Source organism: Paludibacterium yongneupense DSM 18731, from assembly GCF_000422925.1.
Lineage (GTDB): Bacteria > Pseudomonadota > Gammaproteobacteria > Burkholderiales > Chromobacteriaceae > Paludibacterium > Paludibacterium yongneupense.
The window spans coordinates 306,656-331,881 of sequence record NZ_AUGZ01000004.1; the positions used below are offsets into that span (position 1 = coordinate 306,656).

The following is a 25,226-nucleotide window of genomic DNA, read 5'->3' on the forward strand; positions in this document are numbered from 1 at the left end:
CGGCGATTCATCCGCTACACTCAACAAAGAGTGCTTCACGGACGGCTGTGTGCCCGACCCCGCACGTATCCCTTGCGTGCGAGAGGCGCGCAGCGATTGTGGATCTTGTTTCCTGGTGCCGATTGAGGTGGTAATGCGTTCTGAGACCGACACGGTGGCGCTGCGCGCCGCACATGACCATGCCGTTTCCGGCCCGCTGCGAGTGGTGCTCGGCTATGCCCTTGTTTCCGGAGTGTGGATCCTGCTTTCGGACCGGATCGTCACACTCGCGTTTCGCGATCCGCTCACCGTGCAGGTAGCGAATACCCTGAAGGGCTGGCTCTTCGTCGCGGTCACATCGATCATGCTGTTCGGCCTCACCCGGCGATTGATCGCGCAGGCCGTGCTGCTGTCGCGGCGCGAGGCCGATGCCTTGCAGGCGAAAGCCCAGACGCAGCTCCTGTTGTCCGAAGTGGCGGACAACTCGACCGATGCCATTTTCGTCAAGGATCTGCAAGGGCGCTATCTGGTATTGAACCGGGCAGCGGCCGCGGTACTCAGCAAGCAGGTCGATGAGGTCATCGGCCGCGACGACTCGGTATTGTTTCCACCGGAGCAGGCCGACCTTATCCGCCGCAATGACCGGCTGGTCATGGCTGAAGATCGCGCCCACACCTATGAGGAGAAGCTATCGACTCCCGACGGGGAAACGATATTTCAGGCCACCAAGGGTCCGGTCCACGATGTCGACGGGCGCGTTGTCGGGGTATTCGGTATTTCGCGCGATATCTCTGGGCACAAGCAGGCAGAGCAGGCGCTGAAGGCCAGCGAATCAGCGTTGCGTCTGGCTCAGGAAATCGCCAACCTCGGCCAGTATCGCTACGATTTGCGCCGCGACAGTTGGACCAGTTCCGACATTCTCGATCACATTTTCGGTATCGGCCCTGATTTCCCGCGTGATGCCAGCCATTGGCTGCAATTGGTGTCGCCGGCCTTTCGCGACGAGATGGGCGCCTATCTGCAAAAAACGATTGAACTGAGGCTGACTTTCGATCGCGAATACCAGATCACCCGCTTCAGTGACGGCAAGATGCGCTGGGTCCACGGCAAGGGGCAGCTTCAGTTCGACCCGCTTGGCGAGCCGATGGCCCTGGTCGGCACCATTCAGGATATTACGGCGCGCAAGCGGGCCGAGGACGACTTGCGCGCCGTACTGCACGAAGCGGGCGATGCGATCTGGATAGGCGATCCCAGCGGTTTGCTGGTTTATGCGAACCCGTCCGCCTGTTGTTTGACGGGGCATGCGGCGTCCGAGCTGGAGAGCATGCATTTCCCCGATCTGATCCGCGAAGATTTTGTCGGAGAATGGGGAGAGCATCTCGCGATTTTAGCGACAGGAGAGGTCGTGCGCCGGGAATGGCAACTCCGGCACACGGGGGGAGGGCTCGTCAGCGTCCAACTGACCACCGAGCGTTTGCTGGACGGGCGCTATCTGGCTTTCGGCCGCGATTTGACAGAAAAGCGGCGCCATGACGCGCAGTTGCTGAAATTATCGCAGGCTGTCGAGCAAAGTCCCGAGAGCATACTTATCACTAATATTGATGCTGAGATCGAGTATGTAAACGAGGCTTTCGTGCGTCAGACCGGTTACCGCCGCGAGGAAGTCATCGGCCGGAACCCGAGCATTCTCAAGTCGGGAAACACGCCGCCGGAGACCTATACCGATCTGTGGCAGGCGATGAGCGAGGGCCGGGCCTGGCAGGGCGAATTTTACGATCGCCGCCGCGACGGCAGCGAATATATCGAATTTGCTATCATTACGCCTTTGCGCCAGCCGGACGGACGTATCACCCACTACGTGTCGGTGCAGCAGGATATTACCGAACGCAAGCGCACGGGAAAGGAGCTCGACCGCTATCGGCACCATCTCGAAGAACTGGTCGAGAGTCGGACCGATGAGCTGGAGCGGGCAAAAAGCGCGGCCGAGGCCGCGACTCTGGCCAAGAGCGCCTTTCTGGCCAATATGAGCCATGAGATTCGCACGCCGATGAACGGCATTCTCGGCATGGTGTATCTGATGCGGCGCGAAGGCGTGACGGCGGCGCAGGATGAGCGGCTGGCCAAGGTCGCTGCGGCAGGCAAGCATCTGCTTGGCGTCATCAATGACATCCTGGACCTGTCGAAAATCGAGGCCGGGAAAATCGTACTCGAGCGTCAGGATTTCTCCATCGCCAATCTGCTCAAGGGGGTGATGGCGGTCAACGGCGATGCGATCAAGGCCAAGGGGCTCAAATTCTTCATCAAAGTGTCGGGTTTGCCCGAAACCGTCTGCGGCGACCAGACGCGGCTATCGCAGATCCTGGTCAACTACATCAGCAATGCGCTCAAATTTACCGAACGCGGCAGCATTACCTTGAGCGGAAGCCTGCTCGACGCGTCGGCGGACGGCTATACCCTGCGTTTCGATGTCAGCGATACCGGCATCGGTCTGAGCGCCGAGCAGCAAGCGCGCCTGTTCAATGTCTTCGAGCAGGCGGACAACTCGACGACGCGCAAGCATGGCGGAACCGGGCTTGGCCTGGCGATCAATCGCCGACTCGCGCAGTTGATGGGGGGGGGGAGTCGGCGTGGACAGTGCGCCCGGCCAGGGCAGCCGCTTCTGGCTGACGGTGAGGCTGGAGCGTGCGGCGGCGGTTTGCGCCGATGTCGACCGCCCGGCCGGGGCGGCCGAGGCTATACTGCAGCGCGAGCATAGGGGCAAGCGCGTATTGCTGGCCGAGGACGATGCGATCAATCAGGAGGTCGCGCGGCTGATACTGCAAGCGGCCGGACTCGAGGTCGACATCGCCCACGATGGCGCGCAGGCGCTGCGCATGGCCGGTGATACCGGCTATGCCGCCATTCTGATGGACATGCAGATGCCCGAGCTCGATGGTCTGGCGGCCACCCGGGCCATACGCGGGCTCGCCGGCTGCGCGGAGGTGCCCATCATCGCCATGACGGCCAATGCCTTTACCGAGGATCGCGAGAAATGCCTGGCAGCCGGCATGAATGATTTCATCAGCAAACCGGTCGACCCCGACGTCTTGTACGAGACCCTGGTGCGCTGGTTCGAGCGTGCTTCCGTCCGGACGCTGGACGGCCTTTCGCACGGCCCCCGTGCCGAGGAGGGCACGGACGGGCCAGCGCCCAGGCAGCCGGTATGAGATGAGTCATGGCAGTCTCGGCGGCGAACGGGATATCATCCACGATTTACAGAATCGATAACACAGAAGGTCTCGACATGGCGGTAACCCAATCTTCGCTTCTTAGCGCGGCCGACCGCGAGCAACTGCTGAAAAATCTGGTCATCCCGCCGCGCCCGGTCGTGCTCGACAGCCTGATGAAGCTGCGCAATGATCCCGGCGTCAACATGCAGAAAATCGGGCAGCTCATCGCCTCCGACCTCGCGCTTTCGGCGGCCGTGCTCAAGGCTGCCAACAGCCCGCTGATCAGCCGCGGGCGGCGCATTGCCTCGGTTGCGCAGGCGATCAATCTGCTGGGGGTCAAGAATGTAGTGAACCTGGTCAGCGGGCTGGTATTACGCACGCGCCTGACCAGCGATATGCCGAACAGCATCGAGCAATTCTGGGAGCGGGCCATGCTGGTCACCATGATCAGCACGGCGCTGGCCCAGCATCTGCGTCATGAACCGGAAGACTGCGCAAGCTATGCCTTGTTTCATGGCTGCGGCATCGCCCTGATGCTGATGCGCTATCCCAGCTATGAGCGCACGCTGGGGTTGATCGAAATGGCCAGCGACGACCGTATTTCGCGGGTTGAGAACGAGATCCACGGAACCAGCCACGATATCGTCGGCTACCTGGTCGGGACGGCCTGGAATATGCCTGAGTCGTTTTGCCAGATGATTCTGCTGCAGCACGATGCGGCGGTGTTCGATTCGAACTCGGAGCTGCCGCTCAGCCCGGAGGCGCGCTATACGATGGCGGTTGCCCGGGCGGCGACCCATGTCTGGCGAACCTTGATCCCGGGCAATCGCGATGCCGGCTGGGACGCGCTGCGCGCCCCCGTGCTCGGCTTGCTCGGCATTGGCCACGATGAGTTCGAAGACTGGTGCGATCGCATGCACGAGCGACTCGCAGGCTGATCTTTTTTCGTGATACCGGCGGCCCCGGCAGACCTTCGCGTCTGCCGGGGCCGCTTTGCATTCGGCCGCCGCAATCGCGATTTTTTACAAAAACGAACGTTTTGCGCGTCATTGTAATGATATTTTCGTTTTATAAGATTAACTTACGTTTTTTTTTGATTTATATTTTCATTGTTTAGCATTACGACTTGATATGTTTATTGCTAACATCGCTTAAAACAGTAATTAGAATTGATAACGACTCATTTCGGCATGAATTCGAAAGGTCGTCGGTTTTGTTGAATAACGAACAATCTCATCTATCGGGAAGTGGCATGGCGCAGGGGCTGTGCCTGGCCGCACTCGATACGGACCGGACGGGGAGCAGGTGATGTTTGCGCTTCAATCGCGTGTGGCATGCGCATTGCGTTTCGCTTTAAAGCGGCGCAGCACGCTCCTCTGCGCCTGGTTTTGCTGCCTCGGCCTTCTGCTGTTCCTGGCCAGCGTTCCGCTTTCGCTCAGCATTCAGATCCAGTTCGGCTGGGGCGTCGTGGCACTGTTGCTGGTGTTGCGCCTGACGGGCGCCGCCCGGCGCTGGCGCCTGTTCTTCCTCTTGCTGTGCTGTCAACTGACGTTGCGCTATGTGTACTGGCGCACGACATCGACACTCGGCTATAACGGTCCCTTCGATTTGCTCGCCGCCGTACTGCTCTACCTGGCCGAGCTGTACGGGATCGTGGTGGCGCTGCTCGGTATTTTCGTCAACGTCGCGCCGGTCAGGCGCGAGCCCGTGCCTTTGCCGGCGGACCGATCGCAATGGCCGACGGTCGATATCCTGATCCCCAGCTATAACGAACCGCTGGACATGCTGGATATCACGCTGCGCGCGGCGCTGAACATTCGTTATCCGCGCGACCGTTTTCACGTTTATCTGCTGGACGATGGCGGTACGGTGCAGAAGCGCGCGCAGGCGGATCCGCTCAAGGCCGCAGAGGCGTGGAGCCGCCATCGCGCCTTGCAGGAACTGACTGCCCGGCTCGGCGCCCGCTATCTGACCCGCGAGCGCAACGAACATGCCAAGGCCGGTAATATCAATGCCGCGCTCGCCCATGTATCGAGCGATCTGGTCGCGATTCTCGACGCCGATCATGTGCCGACCGTGGATTTTCTGGAAAAGACGACCGGTTTCTTTCTCGCCGACGAAAAAATGTTTCTGGTGCAGACTCCGCACTTTTTTATCAATCCCGACCCGGTAGAGAAAAATCTGCAGATGTTCGGCCAGATGCCGTCCGAAAGCGAGATGTTCTATTCGGTGATCCAGCCCGGGCTCGATTTCTGGAACGCGGCCTTCTTCTGCGGCTCGGCCGCGATACTGCGCCGCCGCTGCCTCGACGAGGTCGGAGGGATACAGGGCAATAGCATCACCGAAGATGCCGAGACCGCGCTCGAGCTGCACGCGCGCGGCTATCACAGCGCGTTTCTCGGCATTCCGCTGATATCGGGCTTGCAGCCGGAGACGTTTACCGCCTTCGTGGTGCAACGCGTGCGCTGGGCGCAGGGCATGATCCAGATTTTTCTGCTGAAAAACCCGCTGCTGCAGCCCGGCCTGAAAATCTGGCAGCGGCTGTGCTATTTCTCCAGCTCGTTTTTCTGGTTCTTCGGCTACGCGCGCATGGTATTTCTGCTGGCGCCGCTCGCTTATCTGCTGTTCGGGCTCCAAATTTACAATGCCTCGTTTACCGAGGTGCTCGCGTATGGCTTTCCGCATGTGGTCGGCGTGATGCTGATGTCGGATCTGCTGTTCGGCGAGGTCCGCTGGGCCTTCATCTCCGAGCTGTATGAATTGATGCAGGCGTTCTTTGCCCTGCCCGGCATTTTGCAGGTGCTGCGCAATCCGAGGGCGCCGACGTTCAATGTGACGCCCAAGGGCGAACAACTGGATACCGATTTTATTTCGCGCCTGGCCGGGCCGTTCTACCTGGTCTATCTGCTGGTATTGATCGGGGTCGGCTTTGCGGCATGGCGTTTCTTTGCCTATCCGCTGCACCGCGATATCACCCTGGTGACGCTGGGCTGGAATCTCTTCAACTTGCTGCTGCTCAATGCTGCGATGGGCGCCTTGTTCGAGCGCCGCCAGCGGCGGCAGTTTCCGCGGATGCCGGTCGATCTCGACGCGCGCCTGACCGTGGACGCACCGGGCGAGTGCTGCGCGTGCCGGGTGGACGATCTGTCCATGCACGGCGCACTGGTTCTCGGATCGCTGGCGACGCCGCTCACGTCCGGAGCACGCGGTCGGATTTCCATTTTCGACACGGTCAGCCAGGAGTGGCTGGAGCTGTCGGTGCTGGTGCGCAGCAGCCGTCCTGCCGAAAAAGGCGGCTTGGCCATCGGCGTCCAGTTCATCAACGAGACGCAAGAGCAGATTTCCCGCATCGCGCTGCTGATGTATGGCGACAGCCGTCGCTGGCAAAGCTACCGCGAAGAGCGCAAGCAGCGCATCGGTTTCATGCGCAGTTTCGGCCTGCTCATTCTGCTCGGCGGTCGTTATGCGTTTGCACACTACCGTTCTATCGCGCAGCAGGCGGCGCGGTATGCATTCGATTTGCTACTGTATTACTCGCTGCCATGGCGGCGGGCGTTGGGCCGTTTCTGGCGGAAGTGTTGCCGCTGGGTATTGGATGAACAGGATGTGAGCCGGGACTCTGTGAAATCATGAAAATAATGGAAACCCTCCGGGCGGCGCTGTGTGCGCTCGCACTCGGATCGATAGTGGCGTCGGCGGCGCAGGCCGCCGGAACCGGTGACGGTCGCAGCGGAAAGGATATTCCGCTGGCCGAGTTGACGGCGCAAGTCGGTCCGCTCCGATTGAACGGCGCCAGTGGACGGCAGAGCCTGAGTCTGCCGCTCTCGGCGCGGGAAACCCTCAAGGGGGCGACTCTGCACCTGCTCGCAACCAATTCGATTTCGCTGCAGGCGCAACGCTCGGAACTGCTGGTCCTGCTCAACGACCATGTTCTCGCTCAGCTGCCGCTGTCGCCGAGCCAGCCCGAGGTCTCCGCCGATATCCGTCTGCCGGTCGAGCGCTTTGTTCCCGGCTATAACCGCTTGACCTTTGCCGTCGCGCAGCATGCGACCAGTCAGTGCGAAGACCCGGGGGCGCCCGAGTTGTGGACCGAGATCGACACGCTCAAATCGTCGCTCCGGATGGATACGGTCCTGAAGCCGTTGACGCCGACGCTGGCCGATCTGGATACCCTGATCGATCCCACGTTGTGGGGCGGCCGCCGGCTGGACATCGTGACCCCGGGCAAGGCGCGCATCGACGCGGATGCCTTGCAATTGGGCGGGCTGCTGGCGCAGGGCGCCGCGCTGCGCATGGCTTATGTTCCGCTGCCGCTGCGCCAGGTCTTTGCCCGTCCCGCGCATAACGGCCGTGGGGTGACGCCGGGCCTGGATCTCGCACCGCTGGCCGGGGCCGATTTCATCCTGGCCGGAACCCGCGATCAGTTGCGGCCCTTCATCGATCCCGCCGTCGCGGCCCGCATCCACGGCGGCTTCCTCGCGGTCTATCCGGTCGATAACGACGCCAGTCATTTCATGATCGTGGTCTCCGGGCGTACCGCCGGCGAGGTCGACGCGGCGGCTCGCACCTTTGTCGCCCGTTCCCTGCCTTTCCCGCATCAGGCCGAGATGACGGTGAGCGGCGACGTCCGGGCGGGGGCTGCCGCCGATTCGCACAGCGGCGTCTTGCAGGTGGGCAGCCATACCCGCTTCGATGCGTTGGGCGTGGCGAACACGGAGATGGCGGGGGAGTTTCCCCCCGATATCGAATTGCCGCTGGAGCTGCCGCCCGACTTGTACGCACCGGAGACGGCCAAAATCACGCTGGACTTGAATTATGCGGTCGGTGCGCGGATGCGCGACGATTCCGTCATCAATATCCTGCTCAATGGCAAGCTGCAGCAGGCGATTGCACTGGACGACCCGCATGGCGGCATGATCGAGCACTATCTGGTGCAGATCCCGCTGCAAAACTTCCTGCCCGGCCATAATGTCGTGACCTTTTCGCCACGCATGCATCCGATGTCTTATGGCAGCTGCCAGTCCGGGCAGAGCGGCAATCTGCGCTTGACGCTATTCGGTAATTCGACGGTGGTGCTGCCGGCCGCCTCGCATTACGTGCGCCTGCCCGACCTCGCATTGTTTGCCAAAACCGCCTTTCCCTATGCGCCGCATGTCGGCGGCGGCGATGTCGGCATCGTGCTAGGCGGCACGGACAGCGATACCGTCGGCGCGGCCTGGACGCTGCTCGGCAAACTCGCGCAGCAGGGGCACCGACCGCTGTGGAACGCCTATTTGACCACGGGGGCACCCGCTGCGGGGCGCGACCTGCTATTTGTCGGCACGAGCGCAACTCTGCCGTCCGCCTTGCGCTCCGGCGCCCCCTGGCTCTATGCCGGTGTGGATCGCTCCGCCAGCGTCGCGCGCCTGGATGGGCAGTTGCTGATGATGCAATACCGTTCGCCGCTGAGTAGCGGCTACAGTCTGACCGTGGTCACGGCTTCCACGGCTGCCGATCTGTGGCAGGGCAGCGCCGCGCTGGTCGAACCCGGTGGCTGGGGGCAGCTGGCCGGCGACGTGTCCGTGTTCGATCTGGCGACCCGGGCTCTGTCTACGCAGCGACTGGGGCCGGACTACACCGTCGGCAAAATCAACCGCTTCGATCAGATCGGCTATGTGTTCTCGCAGCGGCCCTGGCTGTTTGCGGGCTTGTCCCTCGCCGCCGTTCTTATCCTGACCCTGCTTACCATCAAGTTGCTGCGCCGGTTCCGGCGTCGCTACCATCAGGATGGTACCGGGCGATGATGCGGCGCTGGGCGGGTTTTCTGAGTCTGTGGCTGCTGCTCGCCTTGCCAGCCTGTGGCGGCGATGCGGCATGGCCGGTGTTTGCGCGCAACTTCATCGACCCGCAAGGGCGGGTGATCGATACCGCCAACCAGGGTGTCAGTCATAGCGAAGGGCAGGGCTACGGCATGCTGCTGGCCGAGACCAATGCCGACCGGGCGGCGTTCGACCGCCTCTGGCACTGGACCCGGGTCGAGCTTGGCGTGCGCGGCGATGCCCTGTTTGCCTGGAAATGGACGCCGGAGAACGGAGGCCATGTCGCCGACCGCAATAATGCCAGCGATGGCGATCTGCTGATCGCCTGGGCCCTGGCCCGCGCCGGCCAGCGCTGGGGCGAGGAAAGCTATACGGTGGCGGCGCGCGCGATTCTGCACGATCTGCGGCTCAAGATGATTGCAAGCTCGAATTGGGGGCCGTTGCTGATGCCGGGCGAGTTCGGTTTCGAACATGATGGACGGCGCGTGGTCAATTTGTCCTACTGGATCTTTCCCGCATTCGATCTCGCCGCCCGCATCGATCCCGATCCGGTATGGGCCGGATTGAAAGACAGCGGCTTGAAGCTGCTTGCGCGCGCGCGCTTTGGCCGTTGGGGCCTGCCCCCCGACTGGCTGGCCATCGATGAGGCCAGCGGGAGCATGTCTGTAGCGACCGAGATGGGGCGCGGCTATGGTTACAACGCCATCCGCATTCCGCTCTACTTGCGCTGGGCCGGCCTCGGAGACGGCGCACGCTGGCAGCCGTTCGAGGCTTTCTGGAGCGCTTTCGATTCGGCGCCGCAGCGACCGGTTGGCACCGATTTGACCGACGACAGCGTGGAGGCTGCGGCTGCGCCGGCGGCCATCGCCGCCTGCATTCAGTCGCTACGCGAGCGGCGCCACATCGCTTTGCCCGATGCCGAACTGCGTGACTATTACCCGTCCGCGTTATACCTGCTCGGGCGTATCGCCAACGACGAGTCTGCGCCATGAGACGCTGGCTGACCGGATTGATGCTCGGACTCGCCTGCCATGCAGGCGTCGCGGCCGAGAGCTATCACATCGAATTTGCCCACGCGGCCACGGTTCAGCATCTGTTGACGCTGGCTCCGCCGCAGCGCTTGCATGGCATTCCTGGCGTACATATCGAGCGGCACGGGCAAGAGTATGTCTTGCGTTCGGGTGAACTCGGCCGCCGTGACGTGGCCGAGAGCATGGCGAGGCGGGCTGCCGGACGGTTGCCGTCCACCCCGCGTGTGGTGAGCGCATCGGGCGGGCAGAGTACGGTGCTGTCCATGCGCAACACCGCACAGTCCGCTCTGTTGCCGCTGCAAGTGCCGATCGAAGGAGCGGCGCCTGCACGCCCGGCCGCCGCCGTTCCGCCTGCAGCGGCCCCTGCGCCGAGTCCGGCTGCGGCGGCTGGGGTGGATGAAGCTACACTGTGGCACTGGCTTGCCGCTCGCAAGTTGCATGAGTACGATCGGGCGCTGTTCGCCGATCCGGATCGTCGCATACCGCCGCGCATGGCGGCGCTGCGCGACGACCTCGAGGCGGAGGCTGTCCTGGCCGGCGGCGAGGTCAATGCGGTGCGCACACTGCTGCGCGAGCGGCCGGCGACCGTGTCCTGCCGTCGTCCCGACCGCGTCGAACGCGCGGCGACCCTGCTCGATGCGGCTGCCGACCCCGATGCGGCACTTGCGCTCTATCGACGCGTGCTCGTCGCCTGCCGTTCGCCTCGCAAGCGTATCGACAATCTATACCTGGCCTCCGCCCTACTCGATCATGATTCGGCGGAGACGCTGATCGCGGCAGAAGCGGCCGGCGGTCGCCGCGATGCGGCCAGCGAAGAGCGGTTTCAAACCCTGCGTCACCAGCGTGGCATGGATCGACTGTCCCGGCTCGATCCGGCTTCGCCCGAGGCCGCGGCGGCGCTGGAGGCCGAAAGCGCGGCCATCGTGCGGCGAAGAGAAGCCGACGGCGCGGATTTGGGCGGCTGGATACGATACCAGCAAGGCGACATTGCCTCGGCGCAACGCTGGTTCGCGCGGGCGGTCGATTGGCGCCCGGAGCTGGCCGATGCGCGCTACGGGCTGGCTTTGATGGCCTTCAAGCTCGGCCGGCTCGACGAGGCCGACCGGCTGGCAGAGGTCGCGGCGAAGGAGGGGGCTCCGGCCGCGAAGTCGCTGCGGGCCGATATCGCCGTTCAGCGTGCGGTGGCGGCCAACCGCGCCGGACAATTTGCCCTGAGCCAACAGTGGCTGGACGAGTCGGAAAACCTGGGCGCGGATCCGCACCCGATGCGTGCGCTGCGGGCATGGAACCGCTACGGCCTGCACGATTTCGCTGCCGCTGCGCCCCTGTTCGGCGCGCTGTACCGCGATAGCGGCGACCTGGATAGCGCCCGCGGCTATGTCCTGTCTTCGCTCGCGCTGGAACGCTGGGATGCTCTGCAGCGCGAGCTCGACGGCGGCAGCGGCACGCTGACGGACGAATACCATGCGCGCGAGTCGGAGCGGCTGGCCGGGCGCGAATTGTATCTGGCGGCGCAGGCGCGGGTGGCGGCGCTGGACGGGCGCCCCGCGCAGGCCGATGCTCCGGTAATGGGGGCGATCGCCTCCCCGTCAGTCAACGGCGGGCTGGCTTTTTCCTCGCAATCCGGCGATGACGGCACGTCGCGGCTGACGACACGCTCGCAAGCGCTAGGCGCCGAGTACATCGCCGGGCCGCGCTATCTCGATGTGCAATACCGGACCGTTTGGCTCGATGCCGGGACCGCACCGGCGCAGGCGGCGATCGGCTCCATGCTGGCGGGCGGACGGTTTGCGGGTACGGGTTCGGCGACGAGCGCCGAGCTGCAGCAGGTGGCCGCCCGCTGGGGAGAAGAGGGCTGGCTCGGCTGGGAACTCGGCGTGGCGGCGACTCAGGGCGGCGATGCGGCGACGGGCTTTGAAGGCATGGCCAGGCTGCGTCAGCAGACCGGCAATGGCTACTGGGAACTGCAGGCCTCGCGCCGGGCAGTGGAAGAGTCGGTGTTGTCGTGGCGCGGACTCAGCGACCCGGCCAATCCGGCCGCGCACTGGGGGGCAGTGACGCGCAATGGTGTGGGGGTGAGGCTGTTCGACGCGCTCGGCGGTAACTGGGGCATGTCGCTGGCCGCGAGCCAGGAGCTGCTGATGGGCGACAATGTCGCCAACAATCAGGCCTGGCATCTGGCTCTGGGGCTGGGCCATGACCTGAAGCCGGCCGGCTATCGCTATGCGACGCTGGGGCCGCAGCTCAGTGTCGAGGGCTATCGTTACAATCAGAGCCACTACACATGGGGGCAAGGCGGCTATTACAGCCCGCAGTCGCATGTCTTCGTCGGTGGCGGATTGCAGTGGCTGTCGGTCGATGGTCGCCGCTGGCAGTGGCGCGGCAGCCTGGCCGCCGGTTACAGCCAGGACAGACAGGCCGCCGTGCTGTATCGGGACGCGTCGTCGCAGACGCTGAGCTTCGCCGGGTCCAGCCATTATGGCCCCGCCGCCAATGTCCAGTTGTCGGCGGCGATGCAGCTCGCTGCGCATTGGCAGTTGAGCGCGACGGCCGCTGCATCCGCCTCGCCGGGCAATAGCCGTCAGTGGCAGGGCTCGCTCAATCTGCGTTATCTCTTCGATGCGCGCAGCGCGGTATTCAGCCGCGACCTGCCGGCCGATGCCGGATCCGCTACGTCGGTCGCCGTGTATTGAATCAGGCGGGAACGGGGCGGCCATGCCTTCCGCTGCGGCGGAGGCATGCCTTCCCGCGTCAGGATTCGATGATGAAAGGCACGCGGTTCATCGCGGTCAGGCAGGCCTCGAGTCCGGCGATGAATTTTGCCTTGGCGCGGGCCAGCAGCGGTTTCGGACTCGCGTAGTCGAAATCGGCGTTGTCGCGGTCGAAATACATATTCTTCAGGGTTTCAGCAGTCTGTTCTTGCGTCGAACGGCTCATGTCGCTTCGCTCCAGTGGATGTCGGGGCGGGGTGGCCCGAATCTGATGCCTCATCATAGCGGCAAAGCATTGATAGCAAAAAAGAATAAAAATTATGCTTTGCATTCTTTGTTGGAATGACATGGCGCCACCATGCCGGCTTGCCACCGGTAGGCACACACGGTTGGCCGGTCCGGTGTCTGCTGCAAGCGGAAACTATGTTCGATCGTGGCCGCGTGCGCGCGAATTTGCCCGGATGTCGCGGATATCGGACTCTTCTATGCCAAGACTTTCGAGAAAGGCCTGGTGCAGCGCCGGATTGCTGGCTTCGAGCAGGGCGTGCAACTGCTCCAGCTGCGCATCGTCGAGACCGGCCGCGAGCAAGAGCGCGGTCAGTTCGGTCTTGCCGATTTTCTGCGGTGTGTCGGGGATGTCATGCGAGAGAAGCAGGCGGGTCACGATCGCCTGCTGCGCGCGCAGCTGGTCAATCCGCTGTCCGAGCTCGTTGAGCTGTATGGCGAGTATGCCCTTGGCGGTATGCGCTTCGCCGGGCCGAAGCAGGGCGGGGATCTGCTCGAGCCGGATGCCCGCCTGGCGATAGCGGCGTATGGTTTCCAGCCGGGCGCAGTCCTGCTCCGAGTACAGCCGGTAATCGCTGGCGTTGCGCGCGCTGGGCGGCAGCAAGCCGATCCGGTCGTAGTAGAGCAGGGTGCTGCGGGCGAGCCCGAAGCGCCGGGCGAGTTGAGTGATGGTGTACATAGGGGCTCCATATCTGTCGGCAGCCGGCAGCGAGCGGCACGCCCGGTTCAGCAGGACGTACTATCCGCGTTTGCCGCCAGCGCTGCCATCTGTCGTGTTCAGATCGGGTAGACGCCGCGCCGGCAACGGTCGGCCAGGGCGAGTCCGGTCGCCGCCAGTCCCAGGCCACTTGCAATCAGCAGTATGGACGGCGCCGCCCATCGCAGCAGCCAGCCGCCTGCGGCCATCGACAGCGGCAGTGCGATATTGCCGGTCGACGAGAGCACGCTGAACACCCGACCGCGCATGTCGGCCGCAACACAGTTCTGGATGACGGTTTGCCAGAAGATGCCGAGCAGGGCGATGCAGCCGCCTATCGCTGCGCAAAGAAGCGAGCAGAGGGCCAGACGGCCGGTCTGCGTGTGCAGCAGCAGACCGAACATGAACATGCACAGTGCCATGCCCGCTATCGGTTGCACGAAGCGCGCGATGTGGACCGGCGCCGGCGAGCGGCGGGCCAGGTGCAGGGATCCGGCCACGATGCCGAGCCCGAGCGCCGACTCCAACATTCCCAGATTGTCGATCCCGGCGCCCGTCATCTGTCGCGCGATGAAGGGCAGGGCGACGATCAGCCCGCCGAAGCAGACGTGCACCAGGGCGACGAGCGAGACGACAGTCGTAACCCGGTTATCCGACGCCATATGGCGCAAGCCCTGCTTCAGGCCGAACCATAGCGGCTCGACCGATGCGGCCGTCGCGGGGCGCAACAGCAGCAGCCCTACGGCGGCGGCAGAGAACAGGTAGGACGCGGCGTTGAACAGCAGCACCGGCATATAGCCGGCCATGGCCACGCTCGATGCGCCGAGCAGCGGGCCGAGAATGCGCGTGGCGCCGACCACCAGTTGGCTGCGGGCATTGGCGCCTTGCAACGACGCTTTATCCACCACGGCCGGGATCAGCGCCATGGTGGCCGGGTTGGCGAAGGCCGAGCACAGCGAGATGGCGAAGGCAGCCAGATAGACATGCCCTGCCTGTAAGGCGTTGCCGCGGTAGAGCAGGGCCAGCGCGAGGACGATGGCCGCGCGCAGCAGGTCGGTCGCGATCAGGACGGTTTTCGTGCTCCAGCGGTCGATATAGACGCCGGCCACCGGGCTGAGCAGCATCTCCGGCACCATGGCCAGAATCAGAAAGGCGCTGGTGAAAACCGGGGACGCGGTTTTTTCCAGCAGCCACCACAACATGGCGATGCCGTAGATCTTGTCGCCGAGTTGGGAAACCAGCTGGCCTGTCCATAGTAAAGCGAAATTGCGATTGATCAGGAACATGTGATGGGTCTCCGCGCGAAGCCTGGGCCAGGGAACGACGGCGATAGCCGCCGTCACGATGCAGGCAGTTTCGACTGTGAAGCCATAGGCGGGTCAAGCCGTGTTCCCGGACGGCGCGATCTAGATGACGCCGCGTATCCGCTCATAGCCGGCGCGGCTGATCGGTATCCGCTTGCCGCCCTGCAGGCAGGCGGCATGGCCGTCGCGGCCGTGTCGCTCGATCGCCTGCAGGCGCGCGAGATTGATCAGATAGGAACGGTGCACGCGCACGAATAGCTGCGGGTCGAGCCGTGCCTCGATATCGGCCAGGCTTTGCGTCTTCAGATAGACCTTGCCGCCGGCGCAGATGGCGATGTAATCGTCCTGGGCTTCGATATAGTCTATGCTTTCGACCGCCAGTATCTGCACCTGGTCGCGGTCGCGAATCAGGACCCGTTTCAAGGGCGGCGCGCTCTGCAGCAGCGTGTCGAGCGCGGATGCGGCGTGCCCCAGCAAGGAACGGGCCTTGTGCAGCGCCTCGTCGAAGCGGGTTTGCGAGAACGGCTTGAGCAGATAGTCGACGGCATGCAGATCGAAGGCCTGGAGCGCATGCGCGTCGTAGGCGGTGGTGAATATCACGCCGCTGCGGCGCCCGGTCAGTTCCAGCACTTCGAGGCCGTCGAGCTTCGGCATCCTGATATCGAGAAATACCAGATCGGGCGTGCGTTCGGCGATCGCCTTGGCCGCTTGCAGGCCGTTGTCGCATTCGGCCACGAGCTCGATATCGATGTGGCGGCTGAGGTAGTCGCGGATCAGATGACGGGCCAGCGCTTCGTCGTCCGCGATCAGGGCGCTTAAACGGCGGCTCATGCTTCGATCTCCTTCGGTTGCGGGATGGCGAGTTCGATCTTGAATTGCCCGTCCTTGCGCTGCCAGACGATGCGTGCGCGCTCGCCGTACAGCGTCGTCAGCCGTGCGCGGCAGGTTTTCAGTCCCAGCCCGCTGTCGCTGGCCGTCGCCGGATGCGAGGCGAGCGGGTTGCTTACCGCGAGATGCAGCCATTCGTCGCGGGCCAGCGCCACGACCGTCACCGTGCCGCCTTCGTCGAGCTCGCGAATGCCATGCTTGAGGGCATTCTCGAGCAAGGGCTGCAAGGTAAGCGGCGGCAGCAAGCAGTGCAGAGCCCCCGGCGCTATCGTCAACTCGACATTCAACCGGGAGCCGAAGCGCCGTTTCTCTATCGCCAGGTAGTGTTCGCACAAGGCCATCTCCTCGGACAGCGGTATCGTTTCGCGGGTCGACAGCGCCAGGGTGCGTCGGAAAAATTGCGCGAGGTCTATCGTCATGTCGCGTGCGGCGGCCGGATCGAGGCTGGTGAGCGCGCTGATCGAATTCAGGCAGTTGAACAGAAAGTGCGGATCGATCTGGCTGCGCAGCATGCGCAACTCGGCATCGCGCGCCATCAGCCGCGACTCGGCCTCGCCGGCCACGGCGGCACGCACGTTCTCGAAGGCGATCAGCACATCGTGCGCGAGGAGAGATAATACATATGCGCCGGCACCGGCCAGGAACAGGATCAGCCGCAGATTGGCATTCATGGCGATAAACCCCGCATCCAGCCCGAAGGCCTGGCCGGCAACGTTCCAGGCGGTGGCCAGCGCGAGCCAGGCGCTGGCCGATACCAGTGTCGTGCCTCCGAACAGGGCGAGCGCGGCGACGGGGCGGCGACGCACATAGGGCAGGGCGCGGCAGACGGGGTAGGCGGACAGGACGATAAAGCCATAGACCAGGCATAAAGGCAGGGCGAACGCGAGCGCCGGCGACCCATCGGCAGTCCCGCCGAACCACAGCAGGCCGGCGGCGACCGAGCCGGCCAGCAGGCAGGCCAGGACATAGACGAGGAGCTTGCGCAGATCCGCCAGAATCGGATGCATGGATGTCGGACTCAGTTCTTGATTTCGATGCCGCCGATGATGACCTCGCCTTGCAGCAGCAGGGTTTTATCCGCCTGCATCGGCGGGATAGTCTTGTCGTCGACGCCGCCGAGCACGGATGAAACGCGCCGTACGACCTGCCAGTCCGTCGGGATTCGGATCGCGATGCCGCCGGCTACACAATAGACGCGCAGCACGGCCTGCGACTGGATGGACGCCTGGCGCAGATCGAGTTCTATCCCCCCCATGATGGCGTTCAGCTCTCCGCCCTTGAAATCCGGCGAGTCGCAGCGCACATTGGCGCCGCCCATGATAGCCGAGCTGTTGATGCTGTCCTTGTGTTCCATGCTCGGCGGCGGCAAAGGATTGCAGCGCTTGTCGCTGCGCCGTGGCATGAAGCCGCGCACGATGACGCCGATGCCGCCGAGGATGAGGAATATCGGAATCAGGATCGCCATGACATGATGCACGAGCCCCAGCTTCTGCAGGGTCAAGCCCACGCCCAGCGCGATGAGGCCGAGCCCGAACATGACGCCCGACACGCGGCGTGGATGAGTCAGACGCACGAGGCCGATGACACAGAACAGCAATGGCCAGTAGTTGCTGACATTGCCGATATCGATCAGCCGCAGATTGCCCAGCAGCGCGAGTATCCCGCCGAGGACGAAGCACAGGCCGAGGACGATGCGCCGTCGCTGGTGGCTCTGCCAGTCGTGGCTGTGATGATTGCGCATTAGTCTGTTCCTTCTTGTCGAATCGTTTTGTTGCGTTTGCCCAAGCCTTTGAGCAAGGCGCTGGCGCCGAGCAGAATCAGGACGGTCGGCCAGCTGTCATGGAAGTTCCAGCCCCAGCGCTGTCCGAGGCAGAGGTATAGCCAGGCGGCAAAGGCCAGGTGCAGAACACCCTTGGCGGCGGGGTAGTAATGCCGCGCGGTCACGATACGCAGGATACCCGAAAGGGCAATCAGTGCGGGAATGAGATCCCAGGCGGTGGCGAACGGGATCAGCCCCTGGCCGGCCAGGGCCAGGGCGGTTCCGATCACGATCAACGCGCTTCCGGCTAGCAGATGTTTGCGCTGGTGCAGGCGCCGCCGGTCGGCGGATGCGATGGCAAGGTTGTGCATGGTCGTTCCTTTCAGGCGTGTCGCGGGATAGCGTGTCGCCATTCTGGCGAAACACCGGCCTTGTGACGCCCTGAATTCGGCCAATGCACGGTGAGAGTCGGTGACTGACGGTGGGCGGGCGGCGCAATCGGATGCGCAGGCGACGGCCTTCGATCGGAGCAGCCGCGCGCGACCGCGTTCAAGGCCTGCAGCCACGGGTCGCAGCGGCGTCGATGCGACCCGCGCGTCGTTGTGCCTCGGGCTCGGTCGCGTCGGCCTGTCAGTCCTTGCGATTCTCGCCTTCAAGACTGGCCAGCAGCTCGGCCAGGCGCTGATTCAGCCCCTGCTGTTTGTACGCGCTCAGCCCCTGCAACAGCGACTGTTCGTTGGCGACGTGCGCGGTCACCGCCGCATCGATCCGCCGAAAGCCGTCATCCGAGAGCCTGACCAGCGTGCTGCGCGCATCCTGCGGACTGTCGACCCTGACGATCCAGCCCTTTTCTTCAAGCACCCGCAGGCGGTGGGTCAGGGTGCCCGACGTGATCATCAGCGACGAGAACAGCGCCGTCGGCGACAGGCAGTAGGGTGCGCCGCAGCGGCGCAAGGTCGCCATGACGTCGAATTCCCAGGCGTTCATCCCGAAATCGGCGAACACCGCATCCAGCCGTTTCTCCAGCAGCAGGGTGCAGCGCTTCATGCGGCCCAGCACACCCATGGCAAATACATCCAGATCGGGCCGCTCCTTGTGCCACTGCTCCAGAATGTGCTCTACCGCGTCTTCATTGTTGGCTTGGGTCATATTTGTCTTGAATTCAAGGTTTATTTGTCTTGAATTCAACATATATGTTATCTTGAATTCAAGTAAATTCCGTGCCCGGATTATACCGCAACAAGGAGAAGTCATGGCGTCGACCTCGACAGCGCACCGCTGGCGCGATGTACTGCTGACCGGCATTGCCCCCGCCATCTGGGGCAGCACCTATATCGTCACGACCCAGCTATTGCCCCCTGACCGTCCGTTTACCGCCGCCTTGCTGCGCGTACTCCCGGCCGGCCTGTTGCTGGTGCTCGCCAGCCGTCATCGGTTGCCGCGCGCGCTATGGGGGAGAATCCTGGCCCTCTCGGCACTCAATATCGGCGCATTTCAGGCACTGCTGTTCGTGGCCGCCTACCGCCTGCCTGGCGGGCTGGCCTCCGTCGTCGGTGCGACACAACCGCTGCTGGTGATGCTTTTCGCCTGGGGGCTGGATGGCAGACGGCCCTCGCGTCGGCTGGTGCTGGGCGGCCTGGCCGGCGTGGCCGGCATGGCGACGCTGCTCGTGTCGCCGGGCAGCCATTGGGACGGACTCGGCATCGTGGCGGCCATCGCCGGCGCCGTCAGCATGGCCGGGGGGACGTTTCTGGGGCGGCGCTGGCAGTCAGGCATGCCCGTACTCGCCATGACCGGCTGGCAATTGCTGCTGGGAGGACTGATGTTGCTGCCCCTGGCCCTGGCTTGCGATCCGCCTTTGCCCGCTCTCGCCCTGCGCGAGTGGCTGGGCTATGGGTATCTGAGTCTGTTCGGCGCGCTGTTTGCGTATCTGCTGTGGTTTCGCGGCATCGCCCGCCTGTCGCCGGTGGCCGTGTCCTCGCTTGGGCTGCTCAGCCCGCTGACGGCGGTGCTGCTGGGGTGGGGGCTGCTCGGTCAGGCCTTGTCGCCGCTTTCCCTGCTGGGCTTGTTCGTGGTGCTCGCCAGTGTGCTGTGCGTGCAGCTGGGCATGGCCGCAGCCGGCACGGGCGCGAGCCCGGCTTCGCCGCGGGCGGCTGGCCAGAATGGGCGCGCATGAAGTCCGCGCCGGCCGGACTGTGCTATCGGGATGAGGCCGTCGGGCGGCTGAAGTGCAAGTTGGCTGAGATGCGGGAAGGCGCCAGCCAAGGCGGGTCCGGGATGGGACGGGCATCGGTAGCGGGAAGAAGGGTGTTCCGGTAGAGCGCGGGCGGCTCGCAGGACGGACCGCATCGGCCCTGTCCTCAGCTTCTGGCACGATACGGGCTCGAATGGAGCACTCCCGGCGCGTCGTTACGTTACGGTTCCGCCCCGAAACGGAACCGGTATCGCCGCCCCGCCATGGCAGTGCTAAGGCGCGTAGCTGCCCTCGATGCGGGCCCCGCGATAGATCTCGAACGGCACGGCCGCCAGGCGAATGCCGCCACGGCGGCATTCGATGATGTGATTGAGTTCACCGTGGCTCGGAGCCAGTTTTGCTATTTGCTGCCGCGCCCTGAAGATATGGATATTAGCATGCTGGACATCTATCCCCAGCATGGTCGCCAGTTCCGGGCGTTCCAGCCAGCCTTGCGCAGTCGAGTCGATGCCGGCAGAAAAATCCGCCAGCCGTTTCCGTGCGAGTGTCGCTAGCAGGTAGTGATGTTCCCGCTCTCCCAGATCGATGGCCTCATCGACCAGACGAATACGAATCTTGGTATGTTCCTCATTAGTGCTCATGAAAAAAGAGATCAGAAGTATTCGGGGAGGTGAACAAGCCTGGATTGCATTCGCCTGCCCAGCCAGCTTGTTGACATGCAAACTATAGCGGTTTTTCCCGGGTTTGGCGATGATGTCATTTTCAAGAAACAGTGCACTTTCAATCGAAGCAATATCGTCAAAATTAAATGGATGTCCGGCTTGTTTCATGGTCAGTGCTCCTGGGTTTTATCTAGTTTTAAATAATTGTCTCGGACTGAAAATGGGAGCTTTCTTGATTTTCCCAGAGACGACTCGTATTTAAAATTAACAGGCGGCTAGTCTGTTCCGGTGCACTTGAACGTTTCGGGAAACGGTTGGCGCAGCAGAACCATGACCCTGGATTGTTTTTGTTTGATGTAACATGCTTGTATCTGAATTTTGTATAATATCAAATGTTGATTTTGCTATGGTTCTTGTTCCCATGGTGTGGATGGAAATGCTGGATGGTATTTGTGAGCGAATGAATATTTTCGCTGTCTAAATACATTGCCTGTGTCTGATGTACAAGAATTAAAATCGGCGCTGCGTTAAATAAAAATGGTGCTATGGTTTTTTTAATAACATATGCTTTTTTTACTTTGATCGCATGTGGAAGATGAAAATAAGTTTCAGCCGACGAGAGTGTTGATCTGCCTTCAAGGCGAAAGTTACAGCTTGCTCAAAGTCCCGACGCCTTGTGAGTTGAAGTCCAGCAAATAATGGCAGGCCATGGATATGTCCCAGCTATCTGACGGTGACGGGGTCACTATGTTGCCGATTTCTTCAGATCCATCCAGGCGGAAAATAATATAAGGACCAGCATTGATTTTGATGTTTTTGTTCGGACTGCAGAGGATGGTATAGCCCCAGCATACGAGGCTGCTTCCCATGCCATATCCAATATATATTTCATACTTGGTCGAATCGTATATTGGAATTTTCCACCCTGTATCGCTATGCTCTAACGCGATCGATGAATTGAATTTCATGTCGAATTCATCGCTGTCTCCTGTGTAAGGCTGTATCATCTGATTTGGGCTTATTTCTCCTTTTCTGAGGACAGAAGCCATCCAGTACAATGGAAGTTGCTGGTTGAAATCTATGACGACAAATGTATCTACAGTCTGAATGCCGGCCAGTCTCATTGTGCCCTGTATTGTGCCTGTTGCGGCAAAAGCCACACCTAGGCCGATTTCTTGATCATTTGTGCAACTTATTTTAACGCTGGTATCTGGCAACTCTGCCATTGTCAGACGTGTTTGCGGTAGAAGGGGTGGGAAACGCTGATTGGCGTAGGCTAGCTGAGTGACGGTCGGTTTGAACGGCATGGCGATATGGTATCCACAAAGGCAGGTCGGATAGCTGGGCTATGGTTTGAACGATGATATGTTCAGTTCCGTGCGCAGCCAGTGCATGGACCTTTCCAGCTCTTTCGGGAATTCAGATGCCGGTAGTTGAGGCCGGCATCTGAAAGGCAGTAGACAGTGCGCTCTAAGCCGGGACTTATTTATTCTTGAAGAGCAGAGTAACCCCCTTCACGAACAGTTTTTTGATCTCTGCCAACGAGCGGGTCCCCGAGTAACTGAAGCTGACCGAGCTCTGACCTTTTGTGTTCTTCGTGATCTTGAAGTCGATTCCATTGATGACGAAAAAGGCGAAACTGGCAAGAAGTGCGGTTTGAACGCTTATCGTCCCCGTTATGAAATTCAGGCCCGTATCAGCAATAAGCCTGTTTTCATCATTGTTCCAGACGACCTCGGTAAGCGTATCCACTTGAGTTTGCCCATCGGCCAGTGGGGCGATGCTGGCGGAATCAAGGCTCGAGGCGACAAGGCGTTCATGAGCCCGGCAAAGCGACAGGTGACTGGATAGCAAGTCTTGAGACTGCGCGGATACCCTGTTTTCGGGTTTTCCCTTGCTGACTACCCAGGTTCCATTGCTGGTATACGTCACAGTGCAATCAAGATGGTCGAAGTCCTTTGGAACCAGAATCGTTGCCGCATCATTGGAAACATCGGTCCAGTCCGCCAGGCGGTTGCTGCCATAGCTGCCGATGCTGACATAGAACGCCAGCTTCGGCGTCAGGGTACGCTTCTTATTGGGCGCAGGTGACCAGCTCATTCCGATGTATCCGGCTTCGGTTTCGATCCCGAAGCTTTGGTTGCTGTACCAGCCGTCGTTTTCGTTGTGCGCTTTTTCATAGGCGTTGGTCACGATGGAAATCATGTTCTTCGGAGCGGCGCCGGCCGCCAGTTCCAGATCAGGGCCTTGATTGGGAGGCGTATCGTAGTAGGTCGCATCGAAGACTTGCTGCAACTCGGCTTGCTGGGTGGTATCCGATGTGACTTTAATACCCAGACCAACCGCTTTATTGCTGGCACCGGCCCCCACCATATACTGAACCGGGACGGTAAAAATGTTGCTGCCGGATGTGTTTGGTTTGACCAGGAGAGAAACGCTGGAATTGGCATAGACATCGGGATCGGAAGCCAACTCTTCCGGGGGCTGCAGAAACAGCCAGAAGAGTTGCGGGCTATCGGACTCGTTGATGAGGTGGAGGTTGTAATTTGTAGCCATTGTCGATACTCCTGCTTTGGGGATGAGAAGGTCTGCCCGCCCTGCCACGGTCATGCCTGAGTCATTCTGCGGGCTCGACGGCCGACTGGACGGACTCTCCCTGAGAGGATGCGACTCCCCGCACTGAAAGCCGGACGCGTGTCCAGTCCTGCCATGCTTTCAACGGCGGCTTGCGCAACGCGTCGACAGCCGGGATTCGGGCTGATTTCGCAACCGGGGCCCGAGCGACAGGGTTGCCGTCAGGACCGGCCGAGTTGAGGGCCGCCGTTGATGGAGTTCACTATGCTCACGCAAGGGCGGGCGCTCCATTACAGGGGATTACATTTGATTACAAATTGATATTGTTATTCGCAAATAGGATACGTGGCCGCCGCTACAGCGATGCCAATCGAGGGTGTGACCCGTTCGGTGTATACGGTCATCCGGCAGGGTGTCTGCATAGGAGCAGCAATGGGCGAACCGAAACGGAGCAAGCGGGTCAAGCTCGAGCCCGCATTGCTCAAACGAAAAAATCCTAGCTACATCAATGGCCAGGGTTTCTAAACCGTCATGACTTTCAGGTCTAGAACGGTTGTGGTGACTAAAAAACGCAAACAGTGCTGTGCGCTTTGGCTGGCATAGGGTGTGAGTGAATGCTTGCGATAAGTCGTCAACAACACGTGTCGGTCTGGCTGTTTTGTTTACACTTTGTACCTGTGTCACAGCAGTCTCGCCAACATGCCTTGATCAAGTGGAGGGTGATTTCGCTGTTCGGTGGAGCGGGCTCGGCGCACTACCGTCAACCATGGTGTCGTTCTTGCCTGTGGTTGAAATCATCTTATCCTGAGTAAGTTGGCCAATGTGTTACTCGACCCAGCTCACGGCGCTGTGATCCGCCAGGATCTGCTTGATGGTTTCAATGCGTTGCCAGCGTGGATGCAAAGTCTGGTCCGAGAACTCCCCGGGTGCGACCCGCAGACGGTCTCAACCGCAATACCTCAATCCCCCTGTGATGAAAAGCCACCGTCTGCATGCCACCGTTCGGTCAACCTCGGGGAGGCCCATTGACCCCAGCATCCCATACTGTCGTCACCGCCAGCGACGCCGAGCGGCGAGATTTGTTCCTTGGCGCTGCAGCTCGCCTTGGCACGGCCGTCCAGAACGTCGAAAAGGACTTCTGGGTCTGCTGGACACTGGATGCGTTATTCAACGGTCTGGAAGCCGGAGATCCTCGCCTGTTGTTCAAGGGCGGCACATCACTTTCCAAGGCCTTTGACCTGATCTCCCGCTTTTCTGAAGACATTGACATCACAGTGTTTCGTGATGACTTGGGACAGGGAGCTGAAGTTGCTGACCTGGATGCGCTGAGCGGGAAGAAGCGCCGTGCACGTCTCGATGCCATCCGCGATGCATGCCAGGCCTATATCGCGGGGCCGTTGACAGCGCGGTTCAATCATCTTGCGGCATCCATCATCCCAGAAGATCGTTTCGACTGGAGCTCGACCCTGACGACAAGGATGGTCAGAGCCTGCTGTTCTGGTATCAGGCGGTCACAGCCAACGCCGGCGATTACATCCGCTCAGCTGTCAAGATTGAAGCCGGCGCCAAATCAGCACTCGATCCACATGTTGCGGCCACAGTCACGCCGTATGTCACTCAGGATCTGCCCAACTTGGACTTGACCGTGAGGAACGTAATCACGGTGAAGCCGGAACGCACCTTCTGGGACAAGGTCATGATCTTGCACGGACTACGCCAGTGGCACGACCGTCGCGGCGAGCTACGGCACGGTGGCCAACGTGTCTCGCGCCACTACTACGACGTACATCAACTGATGCAAGCTCAATTGGCGGCAGTATGGCAAAACGATTACGCGCTGGCGATCGACTGCGCCCGCCATGCGAGGCTGTTCTTCGGTAGTGCCGATCTGGGGCTGGATATTGCAGTACCCGGCACGTTCACATTAACGCCGAGCGCCGCCATGCGTGACGCACTTGAAAGAGATTACGAAGCAATGGCCGGGATGGTTTTCGGTGAAATACCGTCGTTTGATGTCGTACTGGACAGCGTAGAACGCTTCGAGCTGACCGTGAATAATGCTGATGGCGCTGTTTAGCAAATGTGCTGGCATGATTGTTCTCAATGCCACAGTTTTGAAAACATAACAAGGAAAA

The 25,226-nt window shown here is 61.6% G+C and carries 20 protein-coding genes and 1 pseudogene; 10 read left to right on the plus strand and 11 right to left on the minus strand.

Annotated elements, in window-relative coordinates; all coding sequences use genetic code 11:
- The first annotated feature begins 133 nt into the window (after nucleotides 1-133).
- The 7 genes from G520_RS23770 (at nucleotide 134) to G520_RS0101550 (ending at nucleotide 12,710) form a co-directional block, all read left to right on the plus strand.
- On the plus strand, nucleotides 134-2,734 hold the full coding sequence (locus G520_RS23770; RefSeq protein WP_051228812.1) for a PAS domain S-box protein: 2,601 nt from the start codon (nucleotides 134-136) through the stop codon (nucleotides 2,732-2,734).
- Nucleotides 2,649-3,185, plus strand: a complete 537-nt coding sequence (locus G520_RS25455; protein ID WP_051228814.1) for a response regulator — start codon at nucleotides 2,649-2,651, stop codon at nucleotides 3,183-3,185. Before G520_RS23770 ends, G520_RS25455 begins: the two co-directional genes overlap by 86 nt.
- Before the next feature lie 77 nt (nucleotides 3,186-3,262).
- Nucleotides 3,263-4,126 carry an HDOD domain-containing protein gene (locus G520_RS0101530; RefSeq protein WP_169449800.1) on the plus strand — a complete coding sequence of 288 codons (864 nt, stop codon included), beginning with the start codon at nucleotides 3,263-3,265 and terminating at the stop codon, nucleotides 4,124-4,126.
- 370 nt (nucleotides 4,127-4,496) lie between these two features.
- The gene (gene bcsA, locus G520_RS21080; protein WP_084637406.1) at nucleotides 4,497-6,821 is read left to right on the plus strand and encodes a UDP-forming cellulose synthase catalytic subunit; all 2,325 of its coding nucleotides are present in this window, start codon (nucleotides 4,497-4,499) and stop codon (nucleotides 6,819-6,821) included.
- 5 nt (nucleotides 6,822-6,826) lie between these two features.
- Nucleotides 6,827-8,971 carry a cellulose biosynthesis cyclic di-GMP-binding regulatory protein BcsB gene (locus tag G520_RS0101540; protein WP_051228816.1) on the plus strand — a complete coding sequence of 715 codons (2,145 nt, stop codon included), beginning with the start codon at nucleotides 6,827-6,829 and terminating at the stop codon, nucleotides 8,969-8,971.
- Entirely contained in the window at nucleotides 8,968-9,978 is a 1,011-nt protein-coding gene (locus G520_RS0101545; protein ID WP_028534137.1) for a family 8 glycosyl hydrolase, read from the plus strand. The genes G520_RS0101540 and G520_RS0101545 overlap by 4 nt, the downstream gene beginning before the upstream one ends.
- Complete coding sequence (locus G520_RS0101550; RefSeq protein ID WP_028534138.1) at nucleotides 9,975-12,710, plus strand: cellulose synthase subunit BcsC-related outer membrane protein; 2,736 nt, start codon at nucleotides 9,975-9,977, stop codon at nucleotides 12,708-12,710. The genes G520_RS0101545 and G520_RS0101550 overlap by 4 nt, the downstream gene beginning before the upstream one ends.
- A 58-nt stretch (nucleotides 12,711-12,768) precedes the next feature.
- Here G520_RS0101550 and G520_RS0101555 read toward each other — a convergent pair whose 3' ends face one another.
- The 8 genes from G520_RS0101555 to G520_RS24720 form a co-directional block, all read right to left on the minus strand.
- On the minus strand, nucleotides 12,769-12,954 hold the full coding sequence (locus G520_RS0101555) for a hypothetical protein (protein WP_028534139.1): 186 nt from the start codon (nucleotides 12,952-12,954) through the stop codon (nucleotides 12,769-12,771).
- Nucleotides 12,955-13,149: 195 nt separating this feature from the next.
- Nucleotides 13,150-13,692 carry a MerR family transcriptional regulator gene (locus G520_RS0101560; protein WP_028534140.1) on the minus strand — a complete coding sequence of 181 codons (543 nt, stop codon included), beginning with the start codon at nucleotides 13,690-13,692 and terminating at the stop codon, nucleotides 13,150-13,152.
- A gap of 98 nt (nucleotides 13,693-13,790) precedes the next feature.
- Nucleotides 13,791-14,996: an MFS transporter gene (locus G520_RS0101565; RefSeq protein WP_028534141.1), complete on the minus strand. Its 1,206-nt coding sequence runs from the start codon at nucleotides 14,994-14,996 to the stop codon at nucleotides 13,791-13,793.
- 120 nt (nucleotides 14,997-15,116) lie between these two features.
- Complete coding sequence (locus tag G520_RS0101570) at nucleotides 15,117-15,845, minus strand: LytR/AlgR family response regulator transcription factor (RefSeq protein WP_036664958.1); 729 nt, start codon at nucleotides 15,843-15,845, stop codon at nucleotides 15,117-15,119.
- Complete coding sequence (locus tag G520_RS0101575) at nucleotides 15,842-16,909, minus strand: sensor histidine kinase (protein WP_036664960.1); 1,068 nt, start codon at nucleotides 16,907-16,909, stop codon at nucleotides 15,842-15,844. The genes G520_RS0101570 and G520_RS0101575 overlap by 4 nt, the downstream gene beginning before the upstream one ends.
- Nucleotides 16,910-16,920: 11 nt before the next feature.
- Complete coding sequence (locus G520_RS23780; protein WP_028534144.1) at nucleotides 16,921-17,643, minus strand: LiaF transmembrane domain-containing protein; 723 nt, start codon at nucleotides 17,641-17,643, stop codon at nucleotides 16,921-16,923.
- Nucleotides 17,643-18,032 carry a hypothetical protein gene (locus G520_RS24715; protein WP_028534145.1) on the minus strand — a complete coding sequence of 130 codons (390 nt, stop codon included), beginning with the start codon at nucleotides 18,030-18,032 and terminating at the stop codon, nucleotides 17,643-17,645. Before G520_RS24715 ends, G520_RS23780 begins: the two co-directional genes overlap by 1 nt.
- A 259-nt stretch (nucleotides 18,033-18,291) precedes the next feature.
- Entirely contained in the window at nucleotides 18,292-18,810 is a 519-nt protein-coding gene (locus G520_RS24720) for a MarR family winged helix-turn-helix transcriptional regulator (RefSeq protein ID WP_028534146.1), read from the minus strand.
- Between the two features lie 103 nt (nucleotides 18,811-18,913).
- Here G520_RS24720 and G520_RS21090 point away from each other — a divergent pair, with 103 nt between their 5' ends.
- Nucleotides 18,914-19,837 (plus strand): EamA family transporter, encoded by a 924-nt coding sequence (locus tag G520_RS21090; RefSeq protein WP_051228818.1) that lies wholly within the window; start codon nucleotides 18,914-18,916, stop codon nucleotides 19,835-19,837.
- Between the two features lie 290 nt (nucleotides 19,838-20,127).
- Here G520_RS21090 and G520_RS21095 read toward each other — a convergent pair whose 3' ends face one another.
- From G520_RS21095 to G520_RS25300, 3 genes are all read right to left on the minus strand, one after another.
- Nucleotides 20,128-20,685: a hypothetical protein gene (locus G520_RS21095; RefSeq protein ID WP_051228820.1), complete on the minus strand. Its 558-nt coding sequence runs from the start codon at nucleotides 20,683-20,685 to the stop codon at nucleotides 20,128-20,130.
- Nucleotides 20,686-21,164: 479 nt separating this feature from the next.
- Complete coding sequence (locus G520_RS21100) at nucleotides 21,165-21,824, minus strand: hypothetical protein (RefSeq protein ID WP_156876826.1); 660 nt, start codon at nucleotides 21,822-21,824, stop codon at nucleotides 21,165-21,167.
- Between the two features lie 175 nt (nucleotides 21,825-21,999).
- On the minus strand, nucleotides 22,000-23,073 hold the full coding sequence (locus G520_RS25300; protein WP_028534147.1) for a hypothetical protein: 1,074 nt from the start codon (nucleotides 23,071-23,073) through the stop codon (nucleotides 22,000-22,002).
- A 1,010-nt stretch (nucleotides 23,074-24,083) separates the two neighbouring features.
- On the opposite strand from G520_RS25300, the pseudogene G520_RS25625 reads away from it, so the two are divergent.
- Both G520_RS25625 and G520_RS25630 read left to right on the plus strand, forming a co-directional pair.
- Nucleotides 24,084-24,512 (plus strand): annotated as a pseudogene (locus G520_RS25625) (nucleotidyl transferase AbiEii/AbiGii toxin family protein); the annotation flags it as partial.
- On the plus strand, nucleotides 24,464-25,168 hold the full coding sequence (locus G520_RS25630) for a nucleotidyl transferase AbiEii/AbiGii toxin family protein (RefSeq protein ID WP_281424684.1): 705 nt from the start codon (nucleotides 24,464-24,466) through the stop codon (nucleotides 25,166-25,168). The pseudogene G520_RS25625 and the gene G520_RS25630, both read left to right, overlap by 49 nt.
- The last annotated feature ends 58 nt before the right edge of the window (nucleotides 25,169-25,226 follow it).